Source organism: Ewingella sp. C233, assembly GCF_055407225.1.
Genome location: NZ_JBUZRI010000001.1, coordinates 927655 through 953304, shown reverse-complemented (window position 1 = coordinate 953304; position 25650 = coordinate 927655). Strand labels below are relative to the sequence as shown.

The following is a 25650-nucleotide window of genomic DNA, read 5'->3' as shown; positions in this document are numbered from 1 at the left end:
CAAAAACACCGGATGCAGTCTCCTGCTCCGGTGTTTTTGTTATGTGTCAGCTCAGCAAAGACGCTGCGTATTACTTATCAGTGACCCGTGGTTCAACGAAAGTGCCATCCTTGGTGTCGCCTTCATTAAAGAACCAGATGCCTGCCGGATAGTCTTCCAGCGACACCAGATACATGACGCCTTCGTAAAACTCTTCAACTGCCAGCACTTTCCCTTCGCGACGCGGACCGCCGTCAGTTTTTACCGTCACCAGATCGTTAACTTTCATCGAGTTATCCCATCGTTTTCAATGCTATTGATTGTAGTACAGAGTCAGTCAAAAAGGCACGCTGGCGCAGATTTTGCAAAACGAACTGAAGCAATGCATTTGGCAAAATTCAGGCATAAAAAAACCCGCATATGCGGGTTTTTGTAATCTACGTTAATGTGCTGTAAACAGCGCAGAAGCGAGATTAGATAGCGGTAACGTTAGCCGCAGACGGACCTTTAGCACCGTTCTCGATAGAGAACTGTACATTCTGGCCTTCAGCCAGGGTCTTGAAACCTTGATCCTGGATTGCAGAGAAGTGTACGAACACATCTTTGCTGCCATCAGCAGGAGTGATGAAGCCAAAGCCTTTAGACTCGTTAAACCACTTAACCTGACCTTTCATCATTGACATAGGAATTACCTTTTAAATAAAAATTTCGCCACCATGGGCATGTTATAGCCGGATTTCAGTCGTTACTTATGGAGGCACTAAGAAGGAAATTCGTCAGATCAGTGTTATCATGGATAACGCATTAAATTTGAACAACTTTACTCAGGATGTCGTGCATAAATAGGTCTGTACCACAGGCCGGGATGTATTTACTCATGACTGCCCCCTAATAGCAACTCTTTTTATCTTATAATCTGCGTAAAGTAACTAAAATGATGATTTAACCATCATCCTGTTCGTTCCTTGCACAACTAACCGGTTTTTTATCAATAAGTTGGGCACGCAGCGGCGGAAGAATTGTTCCGCAATGCGCACAAAAACGTGCATCTAATTCATGTCCGGTCCGGTGACAATGGCGACAGGAACGCAGTTCCCGCCCTTTTTCCAGCTCCTGAGCCATATAAGCCGTCAGGATCCCGGTCGGAACGGCAATAATTGAATACCCGAGTAAAATCAGAACAGAAGCCAGCACCCGGCCGAGCGGCGTATGCGGGGTAATGTCGCCATACCCTACTGTCGTCAGCGTCACTACTGCCCAGTAAACCGAGGCAGCCAGCGAAGTAAAACCGTCCCTGCCACCTTCAACGGCGAACATCAGCCCGCCGAACAGACACAAGATGATCGCCACAAAGCCAAAGAACAGGCCTAATTTGTGCCTGGCACGCATCAGGCTGCGCCACAGGACACCCGCCTCGTTCATATAACGCAGCAGTTTCAGCACCCGCAGAACGCGCAGGATACGCAGTAAACGGATGAGCACTTCAACATCTCCCGTGCCCAGCAGCGACGGGAAGAGCCACAGAATGTAGAGCGGCAAAATGGTGATCAGGTCAACCAGACCGAAGAAACTTAGCGGATACCGCTCTTTACGTGGTGTTGAAAAGACCCGCAGTACATATTCCAGAGTGAAGATGGCGGTGAAACCAATTTCAATCCAACCAAAGCGCTGCAAGATATCTGGCGTATTAGGAAAGAGATCTGTCGCGCTGGATTCAAAAAACAGCACGATGACGCTAAGAATGGCGGTCAGCAGCCAGAAGATTTCCATTCGCCGGCCACTGCGTGTGTGATTATCAAAAAGTAACGTAAAGCAACGACGGCGCCATACGGCGAGAAAACGAAACCGGTGCGACATAGAACAGGCATCCCAGCGAGTGAATGGCGCAAGGATAACCATTTTTCCCCCTGAAACCTACCGGCGGCCCTGCCCTCTTTTTACACTCCGGAATGACGCGCATAAAAAAACGCCGATCCCCCGGAGAGGATCGACGTCTCTTTATACTTATGCTGCCTGAAGCGGTTTAATCCATTAATTCAGAAACGGCATTACGCACATAAGCGGTGATTTGCGCTAAATCTTCTGCATCGGCGTTACCCCCGCCAATGGAACGGACGGTGCTTTCGAGATGGCCGATATCCTGTTCGACTTTCTTGGCAATCTGGACCTTTACGATAGTATCGACCGAAGAAATAAAGGCCCGCATCACCGCTTTGAGCGCATAAATTTCACAAAAAGAGTCATAAGCAGGCTTATCGGCAGGCACTGCAGGAACAATTTGTGCACGCGGTGGAAGGTTTTTCAGGCTATCCACATGTTCAATCATCAGATCAATATCTCTGATCAATTCATCAAAATTCTTTGCCACTGATTTTCCTTCGCTCGGCGAAAGTCGAAGAATACCACCGCCGTTGTCAGGCGAGAAGCCAGCATGAGCGGGAAAGATAAATTTCAGCACACATTGATTTCATTCGGCAGGCCCGCCGTCCGCACAAAAAAAATGCGCCTGCGGGCAAAACCCACAGGCGCATTTCAGCTTATCCGCCGATATCAGGCGTTTTTAAGCGAAGCCATATCCACCACGAAACGGTATTTCACGTCGCTTTTCAGCATACGTTCATACGCACCGTTGATATCCTGCATGTTGATCATTTCAACGTCGCAGTTAATGTTGTGCTCGGCACAGAAATCCAGCATTTCCTGAGTTTCAGCGATACCGCCAATCAGTGAACCTGCCACGGTTTTGCGGCCCATCACCAGCTTACCGCTGTGCAGCGCGGGCTCGATTGGCTCGATCAGGCCCACCAGAATATGGGTGCCGTCACGTTTCAGCGTATCCAGGTATGGGTTCAGATCGTGCTGATTTGGCACGGTATCGAGAATAAAGTCGAAGTGACTTTTCACCGCTTCCATCTGTTTTGCATCAGTCGACAGCACAACGTGGTCTGCGCCCAGACGGTACGCTTCCTGCTCTTTGCCCGCAGAACGGGTGAACAGGGTCACGTCAGCACCCAGTGCTTTGGCAAATTTCAGGCCCATATGGCCCAGACCGCCCAACCCCACCACAGCCACTTTATGGCCTTTGCCCACTTTCCAATGTTTCAGAGGGGAATAGGTAGTGATACCAGCACACAGCAGTGGCGCAGCAGCTTTGATATCCAGTTTTTCAGAAACACGCAGAACGAATTTCTGAGCAACCACGATCTGCTCAGAATAACCGCCGTAGGTCATCATGTTGTCATGACGATCATGAGAGTTATAGGTCATGGTTGCGCCTTCTTCACAGTACTGTTCCAGGCTCTCGGCGCAGGATTCACAGTGCTGACAAGAATCGACCATGCAACCGACACCGACAGTATCGCCGACGCTGAAGTCTTTCACTTTGGCGCCAACTTTGGTCACACGACCAATGATTTCGTGTCCCGGAACCATCGGATAGATGCTTTGATGCCATTCATTACGTGCCTGGTGAATGTCAGAGTGGCAAACACCGCAATACAAAATGTCGATAACGACGTCGGTATCACGCGGATCACGACGTACAAAATTATGGGGTGCCAACGGCGCATCAGCGGACGTTGCAGCAAAACCTCGGACGTTAAGGGTCATTTGTTCTCTCCTGAGGGGTAATCGATAGACAAAACGCGCCAGCGCAAACTGCACTGACGGGAAGAAGTATGGACCCTGGGAAGAGAAAATCGTTATAACGATCCTCGCCATTGCTTGCCTGAATCTGTTTTTTTCAGGATATATGGCTAAGGTCTGCACAACGACGCGGCAGGAATACCGCGTCGCTGGCCGTCAGGCAAGAGTTCTGGCGGCTCGCGCCATCAGATCAAACGGGCGGCTTTCAGCTCACTTTTCAGATAGGCGTAATAAATGGGCGCAGCCACGACACCCGGCAAGCCGAAGGCCGCCTCGAAGATCAGCATCGCCAGCAACACTTCCCATGATTTAGCGTTAATCCGCGTTCCGACAATCCGCGCATTGAGGAAGTATTCAACCTTGTGGATCACAATCAGGTACGCCAGCACCAGCGCGCCGACCCACAAAGAGAGCGACAGACCGACAATAAAAATCACCGTATTGGAGATAAGATTACCAATCACTGGCAGCAATCCGCAGACGAAGGTGAAGACCACCAGCGTTTTCGCCAGCGGCAGATGGATACCAAACAGCGGCAAAATGCCGAACAGGAAGATCCCGGAAAGCACGGTATTAATGAGTGAAATCTGGAACTGTGCAAAGACCACGTTGCGAAACGCATCTCCCAGCAGGCGGATACGTTGCAGTAAATCGCTCTTTAGTGGCGCATGTTGCGCGTCTTTATCATGGCGTTGCAGGGAAACAATCGCCCCTAAAATCATACCAATCAGCATAGTGACAAACGCATGTGCGGCGTTCTTCCCGACCGTCTGGATCATCGCGACATGCTCACGCAGCCATTGCAGAAACTCACGCTGTAGCTCTTCGATGTTCGTGGGTAAATAGTGCAGCATCACCGGTGAAATTCGGCTTTGCGCATCGGTCAGCAGCCGGGAAACCATGGCGTTGAACGCGGCCGGGTTTTTCACATCCTGCATCAGGAAATTGGTTATCCCGACAACAACCAGGATCAATGCACTCACCACAATGGTGCTGATCAGCGCCACCACCAGCCAGCGGGCACGTTCCCCGCTGATGATCTTCTGAAAGTGAGGCGTCAGTCCGTTGACCAGCTCATACACCACAAAACCGGCGATAAAACAGGCCAGTAGATGCAGGGGAAGAATCAGTAACAATCCGCCCATCACAATAAATAAACTGAGCCAGCGGATGTGATGCGATCTCATTAATTGCATTGTCTGCGTCCTTAACATTCAATTGCCGGGCATCGTCCCGCTTCTTCGGTCAACATCCCGGCCGATATCATAGCACCGTTGTTTCCTGCGCTACGCAGTACGCAGATGAAACCGATAGAAATTTTTGACAGTCACCTTTTGTCTTTTATCATAGGCATCAACCAAGATGAACAATCGATGTTTATAAAGAGAATCTTAGCTACAGGCGAAAAAGATGTCAGAACTGAACCGTGAGAAATTATCCCTGCCCAACGGGCACCATAAATTATTACTCCACTCCTGTTGCGCGCCCTGCTCCGGTGAAGTGATGGAAGCCATTCAGGCTTCCGGAATCGAATACACGATTTTCTTCTATAACCCCAATATTCATCCGCAAAAAGAATATATCTTGCGCAAAGAAGAGAATATGCGCTTTGCAGAACAGCACGGCATTCCCTTTATTGATGCGGATTACGACAGTGATAATTGGTTTGAGCGTGCGCGCGGTATGGAGAAAGAACCAGAACGCGGTATTCGCTGCACGATGTGTTTTGACATGCGCTTTGAGCGTACCGCGTTGTATGCCTTTGAACATGGTTTTACCGCCATTACCAGTTGTCTGGGCATATCCCGCTGGAAAGATATGCAGCAGATCACCGGCTGTGGCGTGCGCGCCGCGGCTCCGTATCCGGGCATGGTCTATTGGGACTATAACTGGCGCAAGAAAGGCGGCGCGGCACGCATGGTCGAAATCAGCAAGCGCGAGCGCTTCTACCAGCAGGAGTACTGCGGCTGTGTTTATTCACTTCGCGACAGCAACCTGCACCGCAAATCTCAGGGCCGTGAGCTGATTAAACTTGGCGTCAAATATTACGGCGACGAAGACGACGAATAAGCTTTTTCATCTACTCCTTAAGGAGAATACCCGGTTTCATCACCGGGTTTATTTCACTGGCATATTTCCTAATACCCCGTTCAATAATCTAACCCTGCTCTTAAGGGCAGTTATTTATTCTGCCGCCTCCCGCTGCAACATACATCACCGCTACCCTTTCCCCTCCCGGCTATAAAGCCTGCGTCTTGCGCTTGGCGAATACGCTTGATACTTTCCGCCACAGCGGCGTTCATTATTCTTTATTAATCTGAGTAATAACTTAAGGTTATTAAAAATAACTTGGCGCTTAAAAACAATAAAAGTGAGTGACTTTTTGTTCTAAAAAACATGACAGACAACAGGGGTAATAACCATGTGGGTACTTATAGGCATCCCGATCGTAGTGCTGGGTTTTGCGCTGCGTTTTAACCCACTTTTAGTGGTGACCATCGCCGGTATCTCGACCGGCATCGCCGGGGGAATGCAGACGATAGAAATTATCAGCGCCTTTGGTAAAGCCTTCGCGGATAACCGCTATATGGGGCTAATCTGGCTGACCTTACCGGTCATTGCGCTGCTCGAACGCAGCGGACTGAAAGAACAGGCCCGCCATCTGATCTCCAAAGTTCACGCCGCCACCACCGGGCGCGTGCTCATGCTTTACTTCTTCCTGCGCCAGATGACCGCAGCACTGGGGCTGAACTCCCTCGGTGGCCACGCACAGATGGTACGCCCGCTGATAGCCCCGATGGCAGAAGCCGCCGCCGTGACTAAATATGGCGATCTGCCTAACGACGTACGCCAGAAAATCCGCGCTAACGCGGCCGCCGTGGACAACATCGCGGTATTCTTTGGAGAAGATATTTTCATCGCCGTACAGTCTATTTTGCTGATCAAGGGTTTCCTCGAACAAAACGGCATTTCCGTCGAGCCGCTGCACCTGTCGGTCTGGGCCATCCCAACGGCTATCGCCGCGCTTATCATCCATTTTATCCGCCTCTGGCTGCTTGACCGCTCGCTGGCAAAACGTTTTGACAGCCAGCACGGAGGCGTTGCGCCATGATCAATCTGCAATCGGTTTATATTCTGGCAGGCCTGATGTTCTGCGCCTTCGCGATTTACAACCTGAAAGATAAAAGCAACAGCCGCCGCTGGGTTAACGCGCTGTTCTGGGGCGTGTATGGCGTTACCTTCCTGTTTGGCGGCGAGCTGCCGCATGTTGTGACCGGCTGTCTGGCTATCCTGCTGGCGGTGATTGCCGGAACCGGCAAACTCGGTAAAGGCAAAACCGACACCAACCAGCCTGAAGCGGTGGCGCGCCGTGAGTCCGGTGCCAGACGTTATGGCAATAAACTGTTCATCCCTGCCCTGCTGATCCCGGTGGTGACCCTCATCGGCACACTGACCCTGAAATACACTCCCTTTGTCGAAGCCAAAAACGTCACGCTAATCTCCCTGGTACTTGGAACACTGGTGGCCTTCGTGGTGGCATTAGTGATGCTGCGCGACTCGCCACTCAAGGCTATTCGCGCCGGCGGTCAGACGATGGATACCGTGGGCTGGGCGGCCATTTTGCCGCAAATGCTGGCCGCTCTCGGCGCGCTCTTTGCCCTCGCGGGCGTCGGTGGCGTGGTGGCTGATCTGGTCAAAAGTGTCATTCCTCTGGGTTCACCGCTGGCGATTATTGTCGCCTACACCTTTGGCATGGCGCTGTTTACCATGATCATGGGCAACGGGTTTGCCGCATTTCCGGTCATGACCGCCGGTATCGGCCTGCCGCTTATCGTCAACCAGCTCGGCGGTAATCCGGCCATTATGGGCGCTATCGGTATGCTTTCCGGCTTCTGCGGCACACTGATGACGCCGATGGCGGCCAATTTCAATATTGTTCCGGCGGCGCTGCTTGAGTTACAGGATAAAAATGGCGTCATCAAAGCGCAATGGCTGACCGGTGCCCTGCTGCTGCTGGTCAACACCGCGCTGATGTATCTGTTCGTATTCCGCTTTTAATGCCTGAAACAGGGAAGAGAAAAATGACAATGCAAATGACGTCAGATATGGCATCCCGGTTTGCCCTGATGGCGCTCGATCACCTGAATCGTGAATTCCCTAACAAGCTGATGCACGCCATGAGCGGGCCGCAGGATGCCAAAACACCGCGCGAGCTACACCCTATTTTCTACGGCAGCTACGACTGGCACTCCTGCGTTCACGGCTACTGGTTACTGCTAAAACTGCTGGACAACTATCCGCAGCTGCCACAAGCAGCAGATATTATTGATGTGATTGACCGCCACTTTACGCAGGAAAACGTGGCGGGCGAGATGGCTTATCTGCTAAAGCCGCAGCACGCCGGTTTCGAGCGGCCTTATGGCTGGGCGTGGTTCCTCGCACTGACTCAGCAGCTCAATACCATGGAATTGCCGCAGGCGGCGGGCTGGGCGAAAAATCTTGCGCCAATGAGCCGCTTTTTCGAAAACTGTTTCAGCGAGTTTTTACCCAAGGCAACTTACCCGCTGCGGGTCGGCAGCCATTTTAATACCGCCTTTGCGCTGGCACTGACGCTGGATTATTCCCGCAGCATCAACCACACAGGCCTGACTACGCTGATTGAAGAAACAGCCTGTCGCTGGCATTTGGAAGACGTGAACTGTCAGGCCTGGGAACCGGGAGGGGATGAATTTTTATCGCCGTCACTGATGGAAGCGGAGCTGATGCGCAGGGTATTGCCGCGCGACGCCTTTCTGACCTGGTTTGGAGATTTCCTGCCGAATCTGGCGCAGTGCCGGCCCGTGGCACTCTTCACGCCAGCCACGGTAACCGACAGAACGGACGGTAAAATCGGCCATCTTGACGGACTGAACCTCAGCCGCGCCTGGTGTCAGCGCTCGCTGGCCGCCGCCTTACAGGCAGATGACCCGCGCATAGCGCCGCTGCGTGACAGTGCCGAACGGCATTTGTCCGGCGCGCTGGCGCATCTTGATACAGATTATATGGGGCAACACTGGCTTGCGACCTTTGCTCTGCTGGCACTGGAAGCCTGATCTGACAGCGCGGGAGACTAGCGAATGATCCCGCGCGTCGAGAGACGGAAGAATTCATTAAAGCAGTGCAACAGCGGATACTCCGTGCTAAGACGTAGCACTTCAGACTTCACCTCATCAATCGCCACGCCGTCATGAAACAGTTTGGCGTAGATCGATAACAGTATCTGTCTGAGCGGTGGATTGGCGTTCACAAAAGCGAGCGCCAATGCATTAAACCCTTCCGGCACGGCATGGTTACCACTGGCGCACACGTAGGGAGGAACATCCTGCACCACACCGGATTGATCGGCGATCATCGCCCCCTGCCCAATCACGCAGAACTGATGAATCGCGCACATCGAGCCTATCTGAGCGAAATCACCAGCGACCACATGCCCGGCCAGCCCGCTATTATCACCAATCAAAATGGAATTCCCCACCAGACAATCATGCCCGATGTGTACATTGCACAGCAGACGGTTATGATTGCCGATGCGGGTAATTTGCGCGCCCTGCGAGGTTCCGCGATGAATGGTGGTATTTTTGCCAATCTCGTTGCCATCACCGATGAACACAAGAGTGGGTTCACCACAGTATTTGAGATCCTGATTAATCTCGCCTATCGAGGCAAACTGACCGATGACATTATGGTGGCCGATATGCGTATGCCCGTTAATCACCGAGTGTGAACCAATCACCGACCCCTCACCAATCACGACATCAGCGTCAATGACGCAAAATGCACCAATGCGAACATTGGCACCCAGCGTCGCACCGGCGGCAATAACAGAGTTACTTGCCACAATGGCAGAATTTGAAATCAACGCAAAAGTCTCCAGATACCGGCAAAACGGCATCAGTGATCGTCTTCACAAATGGAAAATCGACAGAAAATTGGAGCCGCGCCGAAAAAACAGAAGGGCATTCAGAGAGCACGCAGAGTCGTATGCTGGTCAAATCATCTGACCAATGTTGTGCACACGGCGTCCAGCATACGGGCATTGAACCAGTAAGTGACTATTTTATATTTTATTTATTTTATGAACCTTTTCCTGACACCGGGCCATCTCTGGCGGATTAAGGCTTTCTTAAGCTTGATGGTTTAACATCGCCACCATCCTGATTATGTCAGCCTATTTCTCTCGTGGCCTTCCGCTTTTGCTGTTAATCCATTCAGCAGGTTGCCTTTTTGTTGGAGTTTTTCTTGCGCAAATTCATTCCTAAAGTCACTTACCTTTCTCTGACTTTATTGTTAAGCCTTTATTTTACCTTTGTAGTTAACTTCCCGATTTTGTTGCATTTCTACAAGATACTCCACGCGCTTCCGGCCTTCAGTATGGGTTTTGCCGTCACCATTCCCCTGGTGCTGTTTGCCGCGCTGAATTTTGTCTTCACGCCCTTCAGTTTCCGTCCGTTACTTAAGCCTTTCTTCATTGTAATACTGCCGGTCAGCGCGCTTGCCAGTTACGCAATGTTCAAATACCAAATCATTTTTGATCGCGGGATGATTGAAAATATCGTCGAGACGCAGCAGAGCGAGGCGACGTCGTACCTGAATATCTCGGTGGTTATCTGGTTCTTGCTGACCGGCATACTGCCCGCGATGATACTGTTCTTCACGCAGGTTACCTATGAGAAGTCCGCCCTGCGCCGTCTGGGCGTTCGGCTGTTATCCATGGTGCTCTCCCTGCTGGTCGTGGCTGCCGTCGCTGGTGTGTACTACAAAGATTACGCTTCAGTGGGCCGTAACAACCGCACCCTAAATCTGGAAATTGTGCCCACCAACTACCTCTATAGCGCCTTCCAGTACTACAACCACCGTTATTTTACCCATACCGGGCCTTTCCAAAAGATTGGCGATGACGCGAAACTGGTACAGAAAGTCGGGCAAAAACCGACACTGCTCTTCCTGGTGATTGGCGAAACGGCGCGGGCTCAGAACCAGTCATCAAACGGCTATGACAAGCCGACAAACGAATTCACCCAAAAAGTGCCCGACGTGGTCTATTTCAGCCACACCAGCTCGTGTGGAACGGCGACAGCAATCTCGGTGCCCTGCATGTTTTCGAATATGAAGCGGGTCGATTTTGACAATAATCGCGCCCGTAACAGTGAAGGCGTGCTGGATATCGTGCAGAAGGCGGGGGTTTCCGTTTTCTGGAAAGACAATGATGAAGGCTGTAAAGGCGTGTGCGATCGCGTGCCCAATATCATCATCAGCACGGCCAAAGACGGTAAAAACTGCGACGGTGATACCTGTTACGACATGGCGCTGCTCAATAATATTGACGACGACATCAAAAATGACGGTAAAAATACCCTGATTGGTCTGCACCTCATTGGCAGCCACGGCCCGACCTATTTCAAACGCTACCCCCCTGAGTTCCGCACCTTTATGCCGGACTGCCCGCGCAGCGATATCGAAAACTGCTCGCGTGAACAGTTGATCAACACCTATGACAACACCCTGCGTTATACCGATTACGTGGTGTCTCAGATCATCGAAAAGGCCAGGCAGTATCAGGATAAATATAACGTGGCGGTGATCTATCTCTCCGATCACGGCGAGTCACTGGGTGAAAACGGCCTGTATCTGCACGGTACGCCTTACGGCATCGCGCCGGCAGAACAGACCCACGTGCCGATGTTGTTCTGGCTTTCACCCGGTTATGTCAGCGCCAATGGCATCAATCTGCAATGCCTGAAACAAAAAGGCGCCAGCGCCAGTGTTTCTCAGGACAACCTGTTCCACACGGTGCTGGATGCCATGAACGTGAAAACGTCTGAGCTGGACCCGCAGCTGAACATTTTACGTGATTGCAAAACAGGTGGCTAACCGCTCAGAATCCAGCAAAAATAAAACAGGAACGTTAAAAAAAAAGCTGTCCGTTTTTATTCCGCATTTAGCAGCATAAGCTGATGTTGTCCGATAACATGGCCCTTACGGGCCAGTATCGCGGACTCAATCCTCTGCTTAGCTTGCACTTAAAGGTGATAAAAATGGACAGTACTGAAACTGATCTGCGTAACCTCGAAAACCTGTTCCGTCTTGCCGACAAACAATCTGCCCGGCCACGCAATGCGCTGGCGCAGTTGCTCTATATCCCGGTCGAAAAACGTATGCGTATTTTGCGTGAACTGCTGCTGCCGCTGGCACGAAAAGGCTCATAACGGCATGGCGGCATGGCGGCAATTTCCTGCGTCACAATCTGCGCCAGAGCATTCACCGTCAGGTCATGAGCATCAAGATCTGCGCCAAACGTGAGATACAACGGTGTCTGGCGCACCGTTCCCGCCGCCAGCGGTAAGCGGCACAGCTCCCCACTCTCCAGCGCATTTTTCACTCTCTCGAACGGCATCCAGCCATACCCCACCCCGACGGATATTGCATCCAGCGCTGCTTCAACCGTAGTAAACGTCCAGCTGGCCGCCGGATCCAACCGCCGTTTTTCCTGACGTTGCGTGTCGCGGTCGGCAATCGTGATCAAAGGGAAACGCGCCAGATCCGAAACTGACAGCGGCACGGACAGGTGCAGTAAGTCATGTTCACAGCTTGCCACCGGGATAAAATCCACATCCAGCAACCAGCGGCCACTGAGAGCATTTTCCGGTGCCAGCGTAGTAATGTACAAATCGGCCGCCCGTTCGGAAAGTTGGCGGGCACTTTCGGAACGCAAAATCTCGGTCAGGTGTACCTGCGTTTGCGGAAATTGTTGCTGAAAAATCTTCAGGGCCGAAAATAACTGACGCTTGGGAAACACACTGTCGACAACCAGGCTCAGTTGGGTGCGCATCCCGCCTTTAAGCCCCGCAGCGCGCTGTTCGAGCTGAGTGAATGCGGCGATAAGCGGCCGGGCCTGCGCCAGTAACGCCTGCCCCTGCTCGGTCAGCATCGCCCGGCGGCCCACGATCTCCAGCAATGGCAAACCAAGCCGCTCCTGCAAACTGCTCAGGGCATAACTGACTGACGATTGACTGCGGTGCAGCTGTACTGCAGCCTGAGCATACCCGCCCTTCTCAATGACTGTCTGTAATATGAACCATTGTTCCAGCGTGGTGTGCGGTAATGCCATCGGTCTCTCCCTGAAGGTTTAATTCTGTAAAGTGCGGCGGCCATCACATCTAAATTTTAGATGTTTTCCATCAAATATCAGCGTTTTTTATTTAAAAAATGAAAGCGTAGGATCACTTTATCGCAAGACAAACCGAGTTTTGAGGAGAAATACGATGAACAACGTTGATAAACATGACCTGAGCAGTTTCGTTGGTAAACATCTGGTTTACACCTACGACAACGGCTGGAATTATGAAATCTATGTCAAAAACGCCAACACGCTCGATTACCGCATTCACAGCGGGCTGGTGGGTAACCGCTGGGTTAAAGACCAGCAGGCGTATATCGTGCGCATTGGCAAAGATATCTACAAGATTTCATGGACTGAACCGACCGGTACCGACGTCAGCCTGAGCGTTAATCTGGCCGATAAAGTATTCCACGGCACCATCTTCTTCCCGCGCTGGGTGATCAATAACCCGGAAAAAACCGTCTGCTTCCAGAACGAACATATTGCTGAAATGCAGGCGCTGCGTGACGCAGGTCCGGCCTACCCGACCGAAGTGATCGACGAATTCGCCACCATTACTTTTGTACGTGACTGCGGTGTAAACAATGAAACGGTGATCAACTGTGCCGCCAGCGAATTACCGAAAGATTTCCCGGCAGGTTTACGTTAATCCACGGGCTGAGAAATTTAGCCAGAAAAAACGCCCGCCGGGATGACCGCAGCGGGCGTTTTTATCAGCAAGCCATCATGCTACTGTCCCAAAATCTTCAGCAACGCGGCATTAAATTTCTCAGGTTCTTCCATCTGCGGCGCGTGGCCCAACCCTTTGAACTCGACCAGACGGCCGTGCGGGATCATTTTCGCCGCCTGCTTGCCCAGGATTTTGTAATTGCCAAGTTTCGCTTTTATCGCCGGTGAAGCGATGTCACTGCCAATCGCGGTAGTATCTGAGGTGCCAATCATCAGCGTGGTAGGCACCTGCAAATTTTTAAATTCATACACCACCGGCTGAGTGAAAATCATGTCGTAAATCAGCGCCGAGTTCCAGGCCACCAGCTTATGTCCCGGCCCGTTATTCAGCCCTGCCAGCATATCAACCCAGCGGTCATATTCTGGTTTCCATTGATTGACATAATAGGCTTTCAGCTCGTACTGACGAATGCTCTCCGCCGTGGTTTTCAGCTCCCGGTCATACCATTGATCGACCGTGCGGTATGGCACACCCTTGGCTTTCCAGTCCTCAAGACCAATCGGGTTTACCATCACCAGTTTCGATACCTCCGGGACATACATCAGGCTGTACCGCGTGGCCAGCATACCGCCGGTGGAGTGGCCGACGATCACCGCTTTCTTAATATTGAGGCTTTTCAGCAATTCATGGGTATTGGTCGCCAACTGCTGAAAACTGTATTGATAATGTCCGGGTTTGGTTGAGGTGCAAAAACCAATCTGGTCCGGTGCAATCACCCGGTACCCTTTGCCGATCAGCGCCTGGATAGTATCGCCCCAGGTGGCCGCACAGAAATTCTTACCGTGCATCAGCACCACAGTCTGACCATTCTTATGGCCCAGCGGCGCGACGTCCATGTAACCCATTTGCAGGGTTTCACCCTGCGAGTTGAACGAGTAGTGCTTAAGAGGATACGGGTAATCAAATCCCTGTAATTGCGGACCGTATGACAGCGCATCGGCCAGCGCGCCGGTGCTGAGAAATAGGGAAAGTGCTACGGCAGGGAGAATCGTTTTCAGTCGGGATAGCATTGCTCAATCCTTTAAATCGTCATGCCTGAAGGGTGGCATAAAGAATGATCCTACAAATTTTACGCCACTAAAGGAATCGGACGATGGCGCAACCGCACAAAACCATCGGCATCCTTTCCTGAGAGGACGCGCAGCTGCCTGTTTTTAAAAGCTGATTTTCGGAAAATAGGTTATATTTAGCCTATCTCTTTATGCTCATTCACCTGTACAAGGTTCCGTTTTGTTCCGAGCCAATATCAATAAAATGCGTACCCGTATTGCCGCGTCCGTTGTCGCCTTTTTGCTGATCGTCGCGCTGGGTATTTTTTCTGTGTCCTGGCAAACCTCACAGGGGTTGAATAACGATGCTCAGGAGCGCCTCGCTATGGCCGTGCAACAGGTTGATATGATGCTTGGCAATGCCCAAAAAGCCGCAAAAGCCGTTGAACCCTACCTCGGAAAACCCTGCACCCGGGACGTCGTGCTGGAGCTGCGCCGGCAGATTGCCGTGGTGCCAAACGTACGTACCATTAATCTGGCAACAGAACGGGGTAAGAACATTTATTGCACGGCCCTGTTCGGACCTCGCAGTGAGGTCGTTGACAATAATGAGTACGTCGATAACCGGCTCTTACTGATGAGTGGCAATGAAATCACCCCCGATCATCCGCTGATTGCCTTCCGCGATCAGCATGGTGAAAACAGTATTTTGATTGGCGTTGACGGCTATTACCTGCACAACATTCTAAACCTGCTGAGCACGCGCTCCCAGATGACGCTGCAAATTGGCGGCCTGTGGATGGATGCTCAGGGCAAAGTGCATAAAGCCAGTAACAGCAATAGCGGTGAAAGGATTCAACTTAACTCAGCGCATTATCCTTATCAGGTCGTGGCGTATCTTCAGCATACCAACCACTGGCGCTATGCATTTGATTACTCACCTATTAGCCTGATTTTGTTTCCCTTGCTGGGCTTGTTTGTCGGTTTTATTACTTTCATGGCACTCGGACGTGTTGGCACGCCGCTGGCGATGTTGAAAGCGGGCATAGCGAATCAGGAGTTTATTCCTTATGTCCAGCCGGTGGTGGATGGCACCCATCACCAACTGACGGGTTGTGAAGTACTGATGCGCTGGAATCATCCGCAGATGGGTCTGATAGCGCCCTATCACTTCATCCCTCTGGCCGAAGAAAGTGGGTTGATTGTCGATATGACGCGCCAGATGATGGCGAGAACTCGTGACATATATGCGCCTCTGGCTACCCGGTTACCTGATAATTTCCATTTTGGGTTTAATATCTGCGCGAGCCATTTCAAAGACTTAAGCCTGATAGATGATTGCAAAACCTTTATCGATGCCTTCAAAATCAAACCCATTACTCTGGTGCTGGAGCTGACCGAACGCGAACTGATTGTTCCCGGTGACACCACAGACGGCCTGTTCAAAGCCCTGCGACTGCTCGGCGTGCAGATTGCTCTGGATGACTTCGGCACCGGGCATTCCAGCCTGACCTATCTGCAAAAATTCCACATCGATTTCCTGAAGATCGACCAGAGTTTTATTGGGCGCATCGGCACTGACGCTCTCTCCGGCCATATTGTCGATAACGTTATCGATCTGGCAAAACGGCTGGATATGGTGATTGTGGCCGAAGGGATCGAAACTCAAACCCAAATCGACTATCTCGCGCCTTACCGGCTGGACTACCTGCAGGGATATTTCTTCGGTAAACCTATGCCGCCGGAAGAATTTAACCGTCAGTGGTTAGAGCCAAAGCGCTGACTCTCCGACTGACGGAGGAGTATCTCAGTGTGACGTAATACCCAGTTTCTTCATCCGCGACAGCAACGTGGTACGTTTTAGTCCAAGGCGCTGCGCAGCGCCACGCGGGCCCGCCACCACTCCATTTGTCTCTTTGAGAACGGCAATAATATGTTCGCGCTCATCGCCTTCATTCAATGGCTTTTCAGGTGCAGAGAAAACGGCATCGACAGGCATCGCAGGTGGCGTTACCGCAAGCGAATAATTCAGCTCCGGCAATTGGAGATCCAGCACAGTGCCGCGCGTCAGCAAGACGGCGCGCTCAATCACATTTTCCAGCTCACGCACATTACCCGGCCACGGCATACGGCTCAGCAGGCGCAGGGTTTCCGCCGGAATACTGTCGATGGTGCGCTTCATGCGTTTAGCGATTTTATAAGTGAGGAATTTCACCAGTTGCGGAATATCTTCCGGGCGCTCGCGCAGCGGCGGAATAATGATCGGAAAAACGTTCAGCCGGTAAAACAGATCGCTGCGAAATTCTTTGTCAGCCACCATCTGCTGCAAATCCCGGTTGGTGGCGGCGATCATCCGCACGTTGACCGAAATCAGTTTGTTACCGCCTACCCGTTCAAACTCCTGTTCCTGGAGGATGCGCAAAAGTTTAGGTTGCAGCTCGAGGGGGATTTCTCCGACTTCATCCAGAAATAGCGTACCTTTATCCGCCAGTTCGAAGCGCCCCATCCGTTGTGCGGTCGCGCCGGTAAAAGAGCCTTTTTCATGACCGAATAAATCACTTTCCATCAGCCCGGCGGGCATGGCCGCACAGTTCATTTTCACCATACGCTGGTCACGGCGATCGCCGAGATTGTGGATCGCTCTGGCGATAAGCTCCTTACCGGTACCGGTTTCGCCGAGGATCAGCACCGAGCAGTCACTTTTCGCAACGATTTCCACCTGTTTCAGCACCGCTGACATGCTGGCGCTGCGCCCGACGATGTCGCTGAAATCCGGGTTATTGCTGTTGATCTGCTCGGTGAGATACAGGTTTTCGTGTTGCAGTTTTTCTTTCAGGCTTTTGATTTCCTGATAGGCCAGTGCGTTGTCTACCGCGATGGCGATACGTTCTGCTATTTGTTGCAGCAGACGCAGATTCGCTGAATTAAAATTGTCCGGCTGGCACTGCGCCAGTTTCAGTACGCCCAGCGTTTTATGGCCGAAACGCAGCGGCAGAATACACAGCGTTTTGGTCTGCTCCCGCCACAGCAAATGGAACAGCGTGCTTTCTTCGCTTTCCCGCTCTGCATCTGGCCGCACGTTAGTCAGCAGCATCTCGCCGCTTTTCATCACCTGCTGTTCAAGAGTGCCCTCCAGCGCCATCCGTGATTGTTCACGTTCCGCCACGTGCGCCTGCACGTAATGCGTGGCATAGACGCTGGCCGGTTCCGTCTCTTTTTCGGCATCGCATAACACAATGCTGATGGCGTTGATGTGAAAGAAATGGTGAATGGTTTTGGCGATTTCGCCGGTCAGTTCATCGAGATCCAGCTTGGACAGCACCGCGTTGGTGATATCCACCAGAATGCGAAAATCGTCACGTTCATGACGCAGCAGGGAGTGCTGAAACTGTGCATTTTCACGCAACCGGATCTGTTCGACGGCGATGGCGGCCAGCATACAGAGTTCATGCAGACCCGCGTTGTCTTCCTCGCTGAACGGACGATCGTGCTGGCGGGTAAACTCGCAGCCGCCGAGCAGGCCGGTTGAGGCCAGCAGCGGCACCAGACAATAATCGGTAAACGGCGGATAGAGATTCAGCGCAGCCAGTTGCGGATAGCGCAGGTTCAGCGCTTCGCTGCGCCACACCTGCGTTTTAGGGTTGTTCAGCAGGCCGTGCACCGGCCCGGTGGCTAACAGGGTTTCATCTTCATAACTGACCGGCTGATGGTGCGGATCGATACCGTAAAAACTGACGCGATCGCTGTTGCTGTCAAACAGCACCAGCGTCACCGCTTCGGCGATACCGGCACTCTGAACCACCTGCGTCAGGGTTTCCAGCAGTGAGACCATGGTCTGTTGCAGCAACAGCGTGCGCGTCAGTTCCAGTAACCCTTTATGTTTTGTGATGCTCATTGTTGCACTCTGCATAGCGTTAGCTCTGGATACCTGTTCTTTCAGTTGCATAACTGGGTTGCAAAAATTTCTCCGAAGGGGCAGACCAAAAGTCTACCCCTTTCATGGCAGGCCACTCCCTGCCGAGATCAACAAATGCGGGGTAACGGCTCCGCATGGGGCAACATCAGCTGGCGGACGACGCCCAGCGCACCCCGTAAACAGACCTGCGGATGTTCCGTCACCTCGCCAATGGTCCGGGCATCGATGCCCAGAGGATGACTGCGCAGGATATCCAGCACCGCCTTTTCCACCTGCGGGGACACCACCAGCACCAGTTTGCCTTCGTTGGCAAAATTGAGCGGCTCAAGCCCCAGCAGCTCGCAAATACCGCGCACCGCCGGTTTCACCGGCAGGGCATCTTCGTCGATGCAGATCCCGAAACCGCTGGCCTCGCTAAACTCATGCAAAATGGCATTCACCCCGCCGCGGGTGGCATCCCGCAGTGCGTGGACACCGGCCAGCGCACGCAGCGGCGCAATCATCGGGGCCAGCACGGCGCAGTCACTTTCCACCCCGAGATCCATACCGAGCTGTTCCCGCAGATTCAGGATCGCCGCACCGTGATCGCCGAGCGTGCCGCTGACAATCACTTTGTCTCCGGCCTCGAGGGTTTTCGCCGCCCACTTCACTGAGTTGGGGATCACGCCAATCCCGGCGGTATTGATAAAGATTTTGTCCGCCGCGCCGCGCTGCACCACTTTGGTGTCGCCGGTCACGATGGCAATGCCCGCATCGCGGGCGGTCTTCGCCATTGCGCCGACGATTTTCTGCAAATCCGCCAGCGGCAACCCCTCTTCGAGAATGAATCCGCAGGAGAGATAAGCCGGTGTTGCGCCGCTGACGGCCAGATCGTTCGCTGTGCCACACACCGCCAGTTTGCCAATGTTGCCGCCGGGAAAGAAAATCGGATCGATAACGTAGCTGTCAGTGGTGAATGCCAGCCGGTCGCCCTGACGGGTGAGATCGGCCAGGTTCAGCCGCGCGCCGTCTTCACATTCGTTAAGCCAGGGGTTATCAAATGCGGCGCGAAACGTCCGTTCGATCATCTGCTGCATCGCCCGTCCGCCGCTGCCGTGCGCCATGGTCACCACGTCATTACGGTTACTCATCCTGCCACCTTCTGTCGTTGATGCGTCTGCACGCGTTGCGTTTCCTGATGCCGGTACTGATACCACGCGGCGCAGGCGCCTTCGGACGACACCATCAGCGCACCGAATGCGTTATGCGGCGTGCAACCGGTGCCAAACAGCGGGCACTGATGCGGCTTGCAGCGTCCGGTCAGCACTTCGCCGCAGCGTGCACGCGGATCGTCGGCGACCGACTGCGCCTGCGGGTTAAAGCGCCGTTCGGCATCGAATGCCGCGTAGCCGGCAGTCAGCGAAATACCGGAATTTTCTATCAGCCCCAGACCGCGCCATTCGCTGCTGCCCGACAGCACAAACACGTCGCGCATGGCGTCCTGTGCCAGCAGGTTACCCTCTTTCGGCACCACGCGGCGGTACTGGTTTTCGGTTTTACACGATGCCTCGCAAACTTGTTCCACCAGCATCAGAACGCTTTGCAGCATATCCAGCGGTTCAAATCCGCTGATCACCAGCGGTTTACCAAATTGCGTATTGATAAAGTGATACGGCGACGTGCCGATCACCATGCTGACGTGGCCGGGAGCGAGGAACGCATCAATGCGCACGTCGTCTTGTTGCAGCAGGCTGCGCAAGGTGGGGATCAGGCTGATGTGCTGGCAGAACACGCTGAAGTTCATCAGACCTTCACGCCGCGCCTGTTGCAGCGTCACGGCGGTCACCGGCAGCGTGGTTTCAAAACCAAGGGCGAAAAACACCACCTGACGCGCCGGATTTTCCCGCGCCAGTTTCAGGGCATCGAGCGGCGAATAGACCACGCGCACGTCTGCGCCCCGTTCGCGCGCCTGTAACAGCGAACCCTGTTTACCCGGCACCCGCAGCGCATCGCCGAAGGTGCAGAAAATCACTTCAGGGTGCGCGGCAATTTCACAGCAGGCGTCGATGCGCCCCATCGGCAATACGCAGACCGGACACCCCGGCCCGTGGATAAACTCAAGCTGCGGTGGCAGCAGTTTATCCAGCCCGAATTTGAAAATAGCGTGGGTGTGCCCGCCGCAGACTTCCATAATCTGCATCGGTTTTTCGGCGCTGTAAGGCAGGTGCGCCGCCCGCTGATGCAGCCGTTCGATCAGCGTTTTGGCAAGTTTAGGATCGCGGAATTCATCGACAAATCGCATTATCTGACCTCCCCTCTGCCGAGGAACAGCGCGACGTCGGCTTCCACTTCCTCCATGGCGTGCAGCGCCGCCAGCGTTTCCTGCGCCTCCTGTTCGTCGAGTTTGCTCAGCGCGAAACCGACGTGGATCAATACCCAGCAGCCGATCAGCGCCTGCCGGTTCTCACCGCCGACCAGCGCGATATTCACCTCGCGGCGCATTCCGCACACCTGCGCCCAGGCGTGGTCGGGTTGCTGATCGTGCAGGGCAACGATTTGCCCCGGAATGCCTATGCACATCGCTGTTGCTCCAGCCACGCCAGCCAACGCGCCATCCCCTCACCAGTGGTCGCGGAGAGCTGAATCACCTCAATGTCCGGGTTCACCTGGCGCGCATTGGCAATGCAAACCTCAACGTCAAACGTAACGTAAGGCAGCAGATCGATTTTATTGAGGATCATCAGCCGGGAAGCGGCAAACATATGCGGATATTTCAGCGGTTTGTCTTCGCCTTCGGTGACAGAAAGCACCGCCACTTTATGACGCTCGCCGAGATCGAAACTGGCGGGGCACACCAGATTCCCAACGTTTTCGATAAACAGCAGGCTGCCATTTTCAGGTGCCAGCTGGTGTACCGCGTCGTGCACCATTTGCGCGTCGAGATGGCAGCCTTTACCGGTATTCACCTGAATCGCCGGCACCCCGGTGGCGCGAATGCGGTCAGCATCATTGGTGGTTTGCTGATCGCCTTCCACCACCGCGCAGCTCACCTGCGATGCCAGACGGGTCAGCGTGCTGGTCAGCAACGTCGTTTTGCCGGATCCGGGGCTGGACACCAGATTCAGCGCCAGGATCGACGCACTGGCAAAGTGCTCGCGGTTATGCGCCGCAATGTGATTATTCTTCGCCAGCACGTCCATTTCGATATCAATCAGGCGGCGCGGCGCAAACGGCAGGCCGTGGGAATGATCATCATGAGAGTGGAAATGTGGCGACGCGTCGTGAGGGTGCTGATGGGAATGTTGATGGAGATGTTCACTGCTGACGCCTTCAATCCGAAGTTCGCCACTGGCACAACCGCAGGTACTGCACATAATTTTCTCCCGGGGCAAAACGCGCCCGTTATTCGATTTCAATACGTTTTAATTTCATGCCGTCGTCAGCAACAACGCGGACATGACGGCCGCCGCACAGCGGGCAAAGCAGTACGCCGGGGCTGAGCAGGCGGATGTCGAGCTGACAATCGTGGCACCAGCACTCTGCCGCAGGCGTCGCGAGATGCAGCTCGCAGCCTTCGGCCAGCGTTTCGCGGCAGGCCAGTTCAAAACAGAATGTCAGCGCGTCAGGCTCGACGCAGGAAAATTCCCCCACTTCCATCCACACGGCGGTGATCCGGCGGGCATTATTTTGCCGGGCAAATTGCTGCATTAATTCGACGGCATTCTGGCACAGGGTTATTTCGTGCATAGCGTCCGCTCTTTTAAAAATGATGACAGTGCGCTGCAATATTAATGCCAGAGTGTATTCAGGAACTGAGAAGGGAATATTTCAGCCAGTCTGTCAGGCGGCAGTCAGCCCCCGTCATATATGTCGAAATAAGGTGTCATCGACATGTCATTTAATTTCCCTTCCGCATCCCTGTTAATACAAAAAATATCCAACAACCTGAATTTAAAGCAGTTAACAGAAAAATTCCGCAACTGGCACGCTTTATGCCAATACAGCCCTATGCGCCGTATTTTCGTCGTCATCTGACATTTCGAAATGGCACCCTTACAGAACTCAACAACGGGTAACCACCATGAGCACTCTCAGCGAACTGACCACTAAAGCGGATTACATTGCCAGCAAAAATAATCAGCTGAAATCACACTGGCACACCTATCAGAACAGCCTGATCCAGGCGATCACCACAACAAATAAGAAAATAAATCATGAGTTTACCTGTAGCGAAGAGCAGGACATTCGCTTCACGCTGTTTAACCATTTCTCAGTCAGCATTCATCTGAGCGATGACTTTTACAGTCAGGATGTGATTTACAGCCTGAACATGGCACCGGCCAGCGAAGAACCGGAATTTAAAGCGTTTGCCCACGCCAGACTGAGCGAAGACGGCCATCTCGATGATGTGGTGGATATCCGTGACAAACATGCGGTACAGGAACATTACCTGAATAAGATTTCCGCTATTTATCAGTGCCTGTTCGATTCCCTGCATAACAATCAGGCCGTTTTGCCGCAATTAGAAAAATTGCTGATTCAGGAAAAATAATCCCCCGGAATTCATTTTCACGGCGTGGCGAAAATAAATACCTCCTCGCTGAACTGCCGTTTCTTTAATGGGATTAATTCCGACATAAGTGTCGAAATGTCATTTTTAGTGCCGATTTCGTCATCTTTGACGAAATAGAAAGGAGAGGTCATGAGCGTTAAAACGGCCATGAATCAATATGTGATAGCCGACCCGAAACGTTGTATCGGCTGCAATACCTGTATGGCCAGCTGCTCGCAGGAACATCAGCGCCACGGCTTACAGTCTGCTCCCCGTTTGCAGGTGATGCGTAACCGTCTGGATTCCGCGCCGGTCATGTGTCACCAGTGTGAAGATGCCCCCTGCGCGCAGGTGTGCCCGGTGAATGCCATCACCCGCGAAAATGACGCCATTCATCTGAATGAAAGTCTGTGCGTCAGCTGCAAACTGTGCGGTATCGCCTGCCCGTTTGGCGCGATCACCTTTTCCGGCAGTACGCCCGTGGACATTCCGCGCGACTGCAACACATGGAAAGCGCAGCCCGCCCCGCGCGCACCCCGTGCGGTCAGCCCGTTTCTTGACTGCGTTCCCGGCATTCGCGCCGTGGCAGTGAAATGCGATTTGTGCAGCTTCAGCCCGCAAGGCCCGGCGTGCATCACCTCCTGCCCGACGCAGGCGATCACGCTGGTGACCGCCGGTCTGTCTGCCCGCGCCAGCCAGCAAAAGCGCCTGAACGCCATGACCGTTTTCCCCGCCGATCTCCCTGTCGATTTAACCGCCTTCACCGCACCTGACGCGGAGACAAAATCATGACGTCTTTATTGGCTTTGACTCCGGCGTCCCTGCTGGCGCTGGCGCTGATGCTCTGGTTACTGAGCGGTGTCCTGAGCTGGCTGGTGGCGGTTTCTGCACGCCTGAGCAGCCTGATTTCCGGCCTCGGCGGCATGCTGGCCTCCCTCGCCGCCATGACGGCGGCGTTGCAGATAGTGCACGGCGGCCCTGCGCAGGCGATCACGCTGCCGCTGCTGCATTTCGCGGCGGAGTTCAGCGCGCTGAACGGCCTGCTGCTGCTGGCGATGTCCGTTCCGGCGCTGTTTTGCAGCCTGTATGCCTGCGCATGGCTGAACGCGGTGAATTCGCGCACGCGCGCGCGCACCGGGCTGTTGTGTAATCTACTGCTGGCCGCACTGGCCGCCGCGTCAGTGTCTGCCAATGCCGTTCAGCTGATTCTGATGATGGAGCTGGCGGCGCTGTGCGCCTATTTCCTGATCGTACAGAGCGACGATGTGAAAAGCCGTCGCGCCGGTCTGAACCAGTTTCTTTCGGGCCGTCTCGGCACGCTGTGCCTGATCCTGGCCTTTGCCCTGCTGCATCACACCAGCGGCAGCGTCAATTTTGAGGTGCTGCGCCAGGCAACGTTGACGCCGGGCATTAAATCGGCGGCGTTCCTGCTGGCGCTGGCAGGTTTCGGGCTGTACGCCGGAATTATCCCGCTGCACGCCTGGGTGCCGCAGTCACATTCCAGCGCGCCCGCTCACGCCGCCGCGCTGTTCTCCGCCGCGCTGATGAAAATCGGCATTATCGGCATCGTAAAAGTCGGTCTGGATCTGCTGGGCGCACCGCCACTCTGGTGGGGCCTGATGGTGTTGCTTCTGGCGATCCTGACCGCATTTATTGGCGGGCTGTACGCGCTGATGGAACATGATCTCCGCCGTCTGCTGGCTTATCACACGCTGGAAAACGTCGGGATTATCCTGCTCGGCGTGGGGGGCGCGATGGTGGGCGTGGCGCTGGATCTGCCGGTGCTGGCGTCGCTTGCGCTGCTGGCCGGGCTGTTCCATCTGTTCAACCACGGCCTGTTCAAAACCGCGCTGTTCCTCGGTGCCGGTGAAATCGAAATGCAGACCGGCATCAGGGATATGGAAAAACTCGGCGGTATTGCGCGGCTGATGCCGTGGACCGCCGTGGCGGTGCTGATTGCCCTGATGTCGATGGCGGCACTGCCGCCGCTCAACGGCTTTGCCAGCGAATGGCTGCTGTATCAGTCGCTGTTCCAGCTGAGCGCCAGCAAGGTGTTTATCGCGCGTCTGCTCGGGCCGCTGCTGGCGGTCGGTCTGGCGCTGACCGGGGCACTGGCGCTGATGTGTATTGCCAAAGTTTTCGGCGTCACCTTCCTTGGCGCACCGCGCAGTCAGGCGGCGGCGGATGCCACACCCGCCCCGCTGGCGATGACGCTCGGCAGTCTCTTACCGGCGCTGCTGTGCATTCTGTCTGGCGTCGCCTCCCCCTGGATCATTCCGCACTTTTCCGGCGTGGCCGCTGCCGTGCTGAATACGCCGCTCATACCGTTTGCCCGAAACGGCGCGGCGGTGTCCGGCACCTCCGCCGTCTGTGCCCCGATGATTGCCCTGCTGCTTCTGGCGATGCCGTTACTGCCGTGGCTGATTGCCAGCCTGTTACGCGGAGCGCGTCTGCCAAACCGTGTGCGCGGCGACGCCTGGGCGTGCGGTTACGGGCATTCCGCTGAGATGGTGGTGACCGCCACCGGTTTTGCCCAGCCGCTGCGCGTGATGTTTGCGCCGTTGTATCGCCTGCGCCAGCGCGCCACGCCTGCCGCGCTGGTGGCTGCCCTGCACCGGGGCTGGCTCGGGGCGTTCTGCCGTCGTCTGGCTTTCATCGAACTGGCCGTGTTGCTGGTTGTGGCTTTTGCCTGAGGAACTG

The 25650-nt window shown here is 53.9% G+C and carries 26 protein-coding genes; 11 read left to right on the top strand and 15 right to left on the bottom strand.

From position 1 onward, the window contains the following. Positions 1-70 precede the first annotated feature (70 nt). The 6 genes from dsrB to ACZRKO_RS04385 all read right to left on the bottom strand — a co-directional run bounded on the left by dsrB (position 71) and on the right by ACZRKO_RS04385 (position 4820). Complete coding sequence (gene dsrB, locus ACZRKO_RS04410; protein ID WP_463736016.1) at positions 71-268, bottom strand: protein DsrB; 198 nt, start codon at positions 266-268, stop codon at positions 71-73. Between the two features lie 184 nt (positions 269-452). After that, the gene (gene cspE, locus ACZRKO_RS04405) at positions 453-662 is read right to left on the bottom strand and encodes a transcription antiterminator/RNA stability regulator CspE (RefSeq protein ID WP_034789491.1); all 210 of its coding nucleotides are present in this window, start codon (positions 660-662) and stop codon (positions 453-455) included. A 259-nt stretch (positions 663-921) separates the two neighbouring features. Then, positions 922-1836 carry an ion transporter gene (locus tag ACZRKO_RS04400; protein ID WP_463737464.1) on the bottom strand — a complete coding sequence of 305 codons (915 nt, stop codon included), beginning with the start codon at positions 1834-1836 and terminating at the stop codon, positions 922-924. 166 nt (positions 1837-2002) lie between these two features. Then, complete coding sequence (locus ACZRKO_RS04395; RefSeq protein WP_463737463.1) at positions 2003-2347, bottom strand: hypothetical protein; 345 nt, start codon at positions 2345-2347, stop codon at positions 2003-2005. A gap of 182 nt (positions 2348-2529) precedes the next feature. Then, complete coding sequence (locus ACZRKO_RS04390; protein WP_463736015.1) at positions 2530-3588, bottom strand: NAD(P)-dependent alcohol dehydrogenase; 1059 nt, start codon at positions 3586-3588, stop codon at positions 2530-2532. Between the two features lie 221 nt (positions 3589-3809). Next, positions 3810-4820, bottom strand: a complete 1011-nt coding sequence (locus ACZRKO_RS04385) for an AI-2E family transporter (protein WP_463736014.1) — start codon at positions 4818-4820, stop codon at positions 3810-3812. 214 nt (positions 4821-5034) lie between these two features. Between ACZRKO_RS04385 and ACZRKO_RS04380 the strand changes: the two genes are divergently transcribed. From ACZRKO_RS04380 to ACZRKO_RS04365, 4 genes are all read left to right on the top strand, one after another. Beyond that, positions 5035-5694, top strand: a complete 660-nt coding sequence (locus ACZRKO_RS04380; RefSeq protein ID WP_463736013.1) for an epoxyqueuosine reductase QueH — start codon at positions 5035-5037, stop codon at positions 5692-5694. A 352-nt stretch (positions 5695-6046) separates the two neighbouring features. Beyond that, complete coding sequence (locus ACZRKO_RS04375; RefSeq protein ID WP_463736012.1) at positions 6047-6736, top strand: DUF969 domain-containing protein; 690 nt, start codon at positions 6047-6049, stop codon at positions 6734-6736. Further along, on the top strand, positions 6736-7683 hold the full coding sequence (locus ACZRKO_RS04370; RefSeq protein ID WP_463737462.1) for a DUF979 domain-containing protein: 948 nt from the start codon (positions 6736-6738) through the stop codon (positions 7681-7683). Before ACZRKO_RS04375 ends, ACZRKO_RS04370 begins: the two co-directional genes overlap by 1 nt. A 29-nt stretch (positions 7684-7712) precedes the next feature. Continuing rightward, positions 7713-8717: a DUF2891 domain-containing protein gene (locus ACZRKO_RS04365; RefSeq protein ID WP_463737461.1), complete on the top strand. Its 1005-nt coding sequence runs from the start codon at positions 7713-7715 to the stop codon at positions 8715-8717. 17 nt (positions 8718-8734) lie between these two features. Here the strand turns inward: ACZRKO_RS04365 and lpxA are convergent, their stop codons facing one another. Further along, positions 8735-9523: an acyl-ACP--UDP-N-acetylglucosamine O-acyltransferase gene (gene lpxA, locus ACZRKO_RS04360; RefSeq protein ID WP_463736011.1), complete on the bottom strand. Its 789-nt coding sequence runs from the start codon at positions 9521-9523 to the stop codon at positions 8735-8737. A 380-nt stretch (positions 9524-9903) separates the two neighbouring features. On the opposite strand from lpxA, the gene ACZRKO_RS04355 reads away from it, so the two are divergent. Both ACZRKO_RS04355 and ACZRKO_RS04350 read left to right on the top strand, forming a co-directional pair. Continuing rightward, positions 9904-11535 (top strand): phosphoethanolamine transferase, encoded by a 1632-nt coding sequence (locus ACZRKO_RS04355; RefSeq protein WP_463736010.1) that lies wholly within the window; start codon positions 9904-9906, stop codon positions 11533-11535. Between the two features lie 164 nt (positions 11536-11699). Next, the gene (locus ACZRKO_RS04350; RefSeq protein WP_463736009.1) at positions 11700-11870 is read left to right on the top strand and encodes a hypothetical protein; all 171 of its coding nucleotides are present in this window, start codon (positions 11700-11702) and stop codon (positions 11868-11870) included. Here ACZRKO_RS04350 and ACZRKO_RS04345 read toward each other — a convergent pair. Next, positions 11798-12772 carry a LysR family transcriptional regulator gene (locus ACZRKO_RS04345; RefSeq protein ID WP_463736008.1) on the bottom strand — a complete coding sequence of 325 codons (975 nt, stop codon included), beginning with the start codon at positions 12770-12772 and terminating at the stop codon, positions 11798-11800. The genes ACZRKO_RS04350 and ACZRKO_RS04345 overlap by 73 nt on opposite strands. A gap of 154 nt (positions 12773-12926) precedes the next feature. On the opposite strand from ACZRKO_RS04345, the gene ACZRKO_RS04340 reads away from it, so the two are divergent. After that, positions 12927-13433 (top strand): phenolic acid decarboxylase, encoded by a 507-nt coding sequence (locus tag ACZRKO_RS04340; RefSeq protein ID WP_463736007.1) that lies wholly within the window; start codon positions 12927-12929, stop codon positions 13431-13433. A gap of 80 nt (positions 13434-13513) precedes the next feature. Here the strand turns inward: ACZRKO_RS04340 and ACZRKO_RS04335 are convergent, their stop codons facing one another. Beyond that, a complete protein-coding gene (locus ACZRKO_RS04335) occupies positions 13514-14524 on the bottom strand; it encodes an alpha/beta fold hydrolase (protein WP_463736006.1) in 1011 nt (336 codons plus the stop codon). A gap of 220 nt (positions 14525-14744) precedes the next feature. Here ACZRKO_RS04335 and ACZRKO_RS04330 point away from each other — a divergent pair, with 220 nt between their 5' ends. Continuing rightward, positions 14745-16286 carry an EAL domain-containing protein gene (locus ACZRKO_RS04330; protein WP_463736005.1) on the top strand — a complete coding sequence of 514 codons (1542 nt, stop codon included), beginning with the start codon at positions 14745-14747 and terminating at the stop codon, positions 16284-16286. Between the two features lie 24 nt (positions 16287-16310). On the opposite strand, the gene flhA is transcribed toward ACZRKO_RS04330, so the two are convergent. The 6 genes from flhA to hypA all read right to left on the bottom strand — a co-directional run bounded on the left by flhA (position 16311) and on the right by hypA (position 22145). Next, the gene (gene flhA / locus ACZRKO_RS04325) at positions 16311-18398 is read right to left on the bottom strand and encodes a formate hydrogenlyase transcriptional activator FlhA (RefSeq protein WP_463736004.1); all 2088 of its coding nucleotides are present in this window, start codon (positions 18396-18398) and stop codon (positions 16311-16313) included. Positions 18399-18526: 128 nt separating this feature from the next. Then, a complete protein-coding gene (hypE, locus tag ACZRKO_RS04320; RefSeq protein ID WP_463736003.1) occupies positions 18527-19549 on the bottom strand; it encodes a hydrogenase expression/formation protein HypE in 1023 nt (340 codons plus the stop codon). Beyond that, a complete protein-coding gene (gene hypD / locus ACZRKO_RS04315) occupies positions 19546-20700 on the bottom strand; it encodes a hydrogenase formation protein HypD (protein WP_463736002.1) in 1155 nt (384 codons plus the stop codon). The genes hypE and hypD overlap by 4 nt, the downstream gene beginning before the upstream one ends. Further along, the gene (locus ACZRKO_RS04310) at positions 20700-20978 is read right to left on the bottom strand and encodes a HypC/HybG/HupF family hydrogenase formation chaperone (RefSeq protein WP_056774253.1); all 279 of its coding nucleotides are present in this window, start codon (positions 20976-20978) and stop codon (positions 20700-20702) included. Before ACZRKO_RS04310 ends, hypD begins: the two co-directional genes overlap by 1 nt. Next, positions 20969-21772, bottom strand: coding sequence for a hydrogenase nickel incorporation protein HypB (gene hypB, locus ACZRKO_RS04305; protein ID WP_122097493.1), 804 nt, complete (start codon positions 21770-21772; stop codon positions 20969-20971). Before hypB ends, ACZRKO_RS04310 begins: the two co-directional genes overlap by 10 nt. 28 nt (positions 21773-21800) lie before the next feature. Then, positions 21801-22145: a hydrogenase maturation nickel metallochaperone HypA gene (gene hypA, locus ACZRKO_RS04300; protein ID WP_463736001.1), complete on the bottom strand. Its 345-nt coding sequence runs from the start codon at positions 22143-22145 to the stop codon at positions 21801-21803. 334 nt (positions 22146-22479) lie between these two features. Between hypA and ACZRKO_RS04295 the strand changes: the two genes are divergently transcribed. From ACZRKO_RS04295 to ACZRKO_RS04285, 3 genes are all read left to right on the top strand, one after another. After that, entirely contained in the window at positions 22480-22950 is a 471-nt protein-coding gene (locus ACZRKO_RS04295; protein ID WP_136375700.1) for a formate hydrogenlyase regulator HycA, read from the top strand. A gap of 168 nt (positions 22951-23118) precedes the next feature. Next, positions 23119-23742: a 4Fe-4S dicluster domain-containing protein gene (locus ACZRKO_RS04290; RefSeq protein WP_205965144.1), complete on the top strand. Its 624-nt coding sequence runs from the start codon at positions 23119-23121 to the stop codon at positions 23740-23742. Next, on the top strand, positions 23739-25643 hold the full coding sequence (locus ACZRKO_RS04285) for a proton-conducting transporter transmembrane domain-containing protein (RefSeq protein WP_463736000.1): 1905 nt from the start codon (positions 23739-23741) through the stop codon (positions 25641-25643). The genes ACZRKO_RS04290 and ACZRKO_RS04285 overlap by 4 nt, the downstream gene beginning before the upstream one ends. Positions 25644-25650 lie beyond the last annotated feature (7 nt).

Coding starts and splice junctions, on each gene's coding strand:
- dsrB (WP_463736016.1), bottom strand. CDS start 268: ATGAAAGTTAACGATCTGGTGACGGTAAAAACTGACGGCGGTCCGCGT.
- cspE (WP_034789491.1), bottom strand. CDS start 662: ATGTCAATGATGAAAGGTCAGGTTAAGTGGTTTAACGAGTCTAAAGGC.
- ACZRKO_RS04400 (WP_463737464.1), bottom strand. CDS start 1,836: ATGTCGCACCGGTTTCGTTTTCTCGCCGTATGGCGCCGTCGTTGCTTT.
- ACZRKO_RS04390 (WP_463736015.1), bottom strand. CDS start 3,588: ATGACCCTTAACGTCCGAGGTTTTGCTGCAACGTCCGCTGATGCGCCG.
- ACZRKO_RS04385 (WP_463736014.1), bottom strand. CDS start 4,820: ATGCAATTAATGAGATCGCATCACATCCGCTGGCTCAGTTTATTTATT.
- ACZRKO_RS04380 (WP_463736013.1), top strand. CDS start 5,035: ATGTCAGAACTGAACCGTGAGAAATTATCCCTGCCCAACGGGCACCAT.
- ACZRKO_RS04375 (WP_463736012.1), top strand. CDS start 6,047: ATGTGGGTACTTATAGGCATCCCGATCGTAGTGCTGGGTTTTGCGCTG.
- ACZRKO_RS04365 (WP_463737461.1), top strand. CDS start 7,713: ATGCAAATGACGTCAGATATGGCATCCCGGTTTGCCCTGATGGCGCTC.
- ACZRKO_RS04350 (WP_463736009.1), top strand. CDS start 11,700: ATGGACAGTACTGAAACTGATCTGCGTAACCTCGAAAACCTGTTCCGT.
- ACZRKO_RS04345 (WP_463736008.1), bottom strand. CDS start 12,772: ATGGCATTACCGCACACCACGCTGGAACAATGGTTCATATTACAGACA.
- ACZRKO_RS04340 (WP_463736007.1), top strand. CDS start 12,927: ATGAACAACGTTGATAAACATGACCTGAGCAGTTTCGTTGGTAAACAT.
- ACZRKO_RS04335 (WP_463736006.1), bottom strand. CDS start 14,524: ATGCTATCCCGACTGAAAACGATTCTCCCTGCCGTAGCACTTTCCCTA.
- flhA (WP_463736004.1), bottom strand. CDS start 18,398: ATGAGCATCACAAAACATAAAGGGTTACTGGAACTGACGCGCACGCTG.
- hypE (WP_463736003.1), bottom strand. CDS start 19,549: ATGAGTAACCGTAATGACGTGGTGACCATGGCGCACGGCAGCGGCGGA.
- hypD (WP_463736002.1), bottom strand. CDS start 20,700: ATGCGATTTGTCGATGAATTCCGCGATCCTAAACTTGCCAAAACGCTG.
- ACZRKO_RS04310 (WP_056774253.1), bottom strand. CDS start 20,978: ATGTGCATAGGCATTCCGGGGCAAATCGTTGCCCTGCACGATCAGCAA.
- hypB (WP_122097493.1), bottom strand. CDS start 21,772: ATGTGCAGTACCTGCGGTTGTGCCAGTGGCGAACTTCGGATTGAAGGC.
- hypA (WP_463736001.1), bottom strand. CDS start 22,145: ATGCACGAAATAACCCTGTGCCAGAATGCCGTCGAATTAATGCAGCAA.
- ACZRKO_RS04295 (WP_136375700.1), top strand. CDS start 22,480: ATGAGCACTCTCAGCGAACTGACCACTAAAGCGGATTACATTGCCAGC.
- ACZRKO_RS04290 (WP_205965144.1), top strand. CDS start 23,119: ATGAATCAATATGTGATAGCCGACCCGAAACGTTGTATCGGCTGCAAT.
- ACZRKO_RS04285 (WP_463736000.1), top strand. CDS start 23,739: ATGACGTCTTTATTGGCTTTGACTCCGGCGTCCCTGCTGGCGCTGGCG.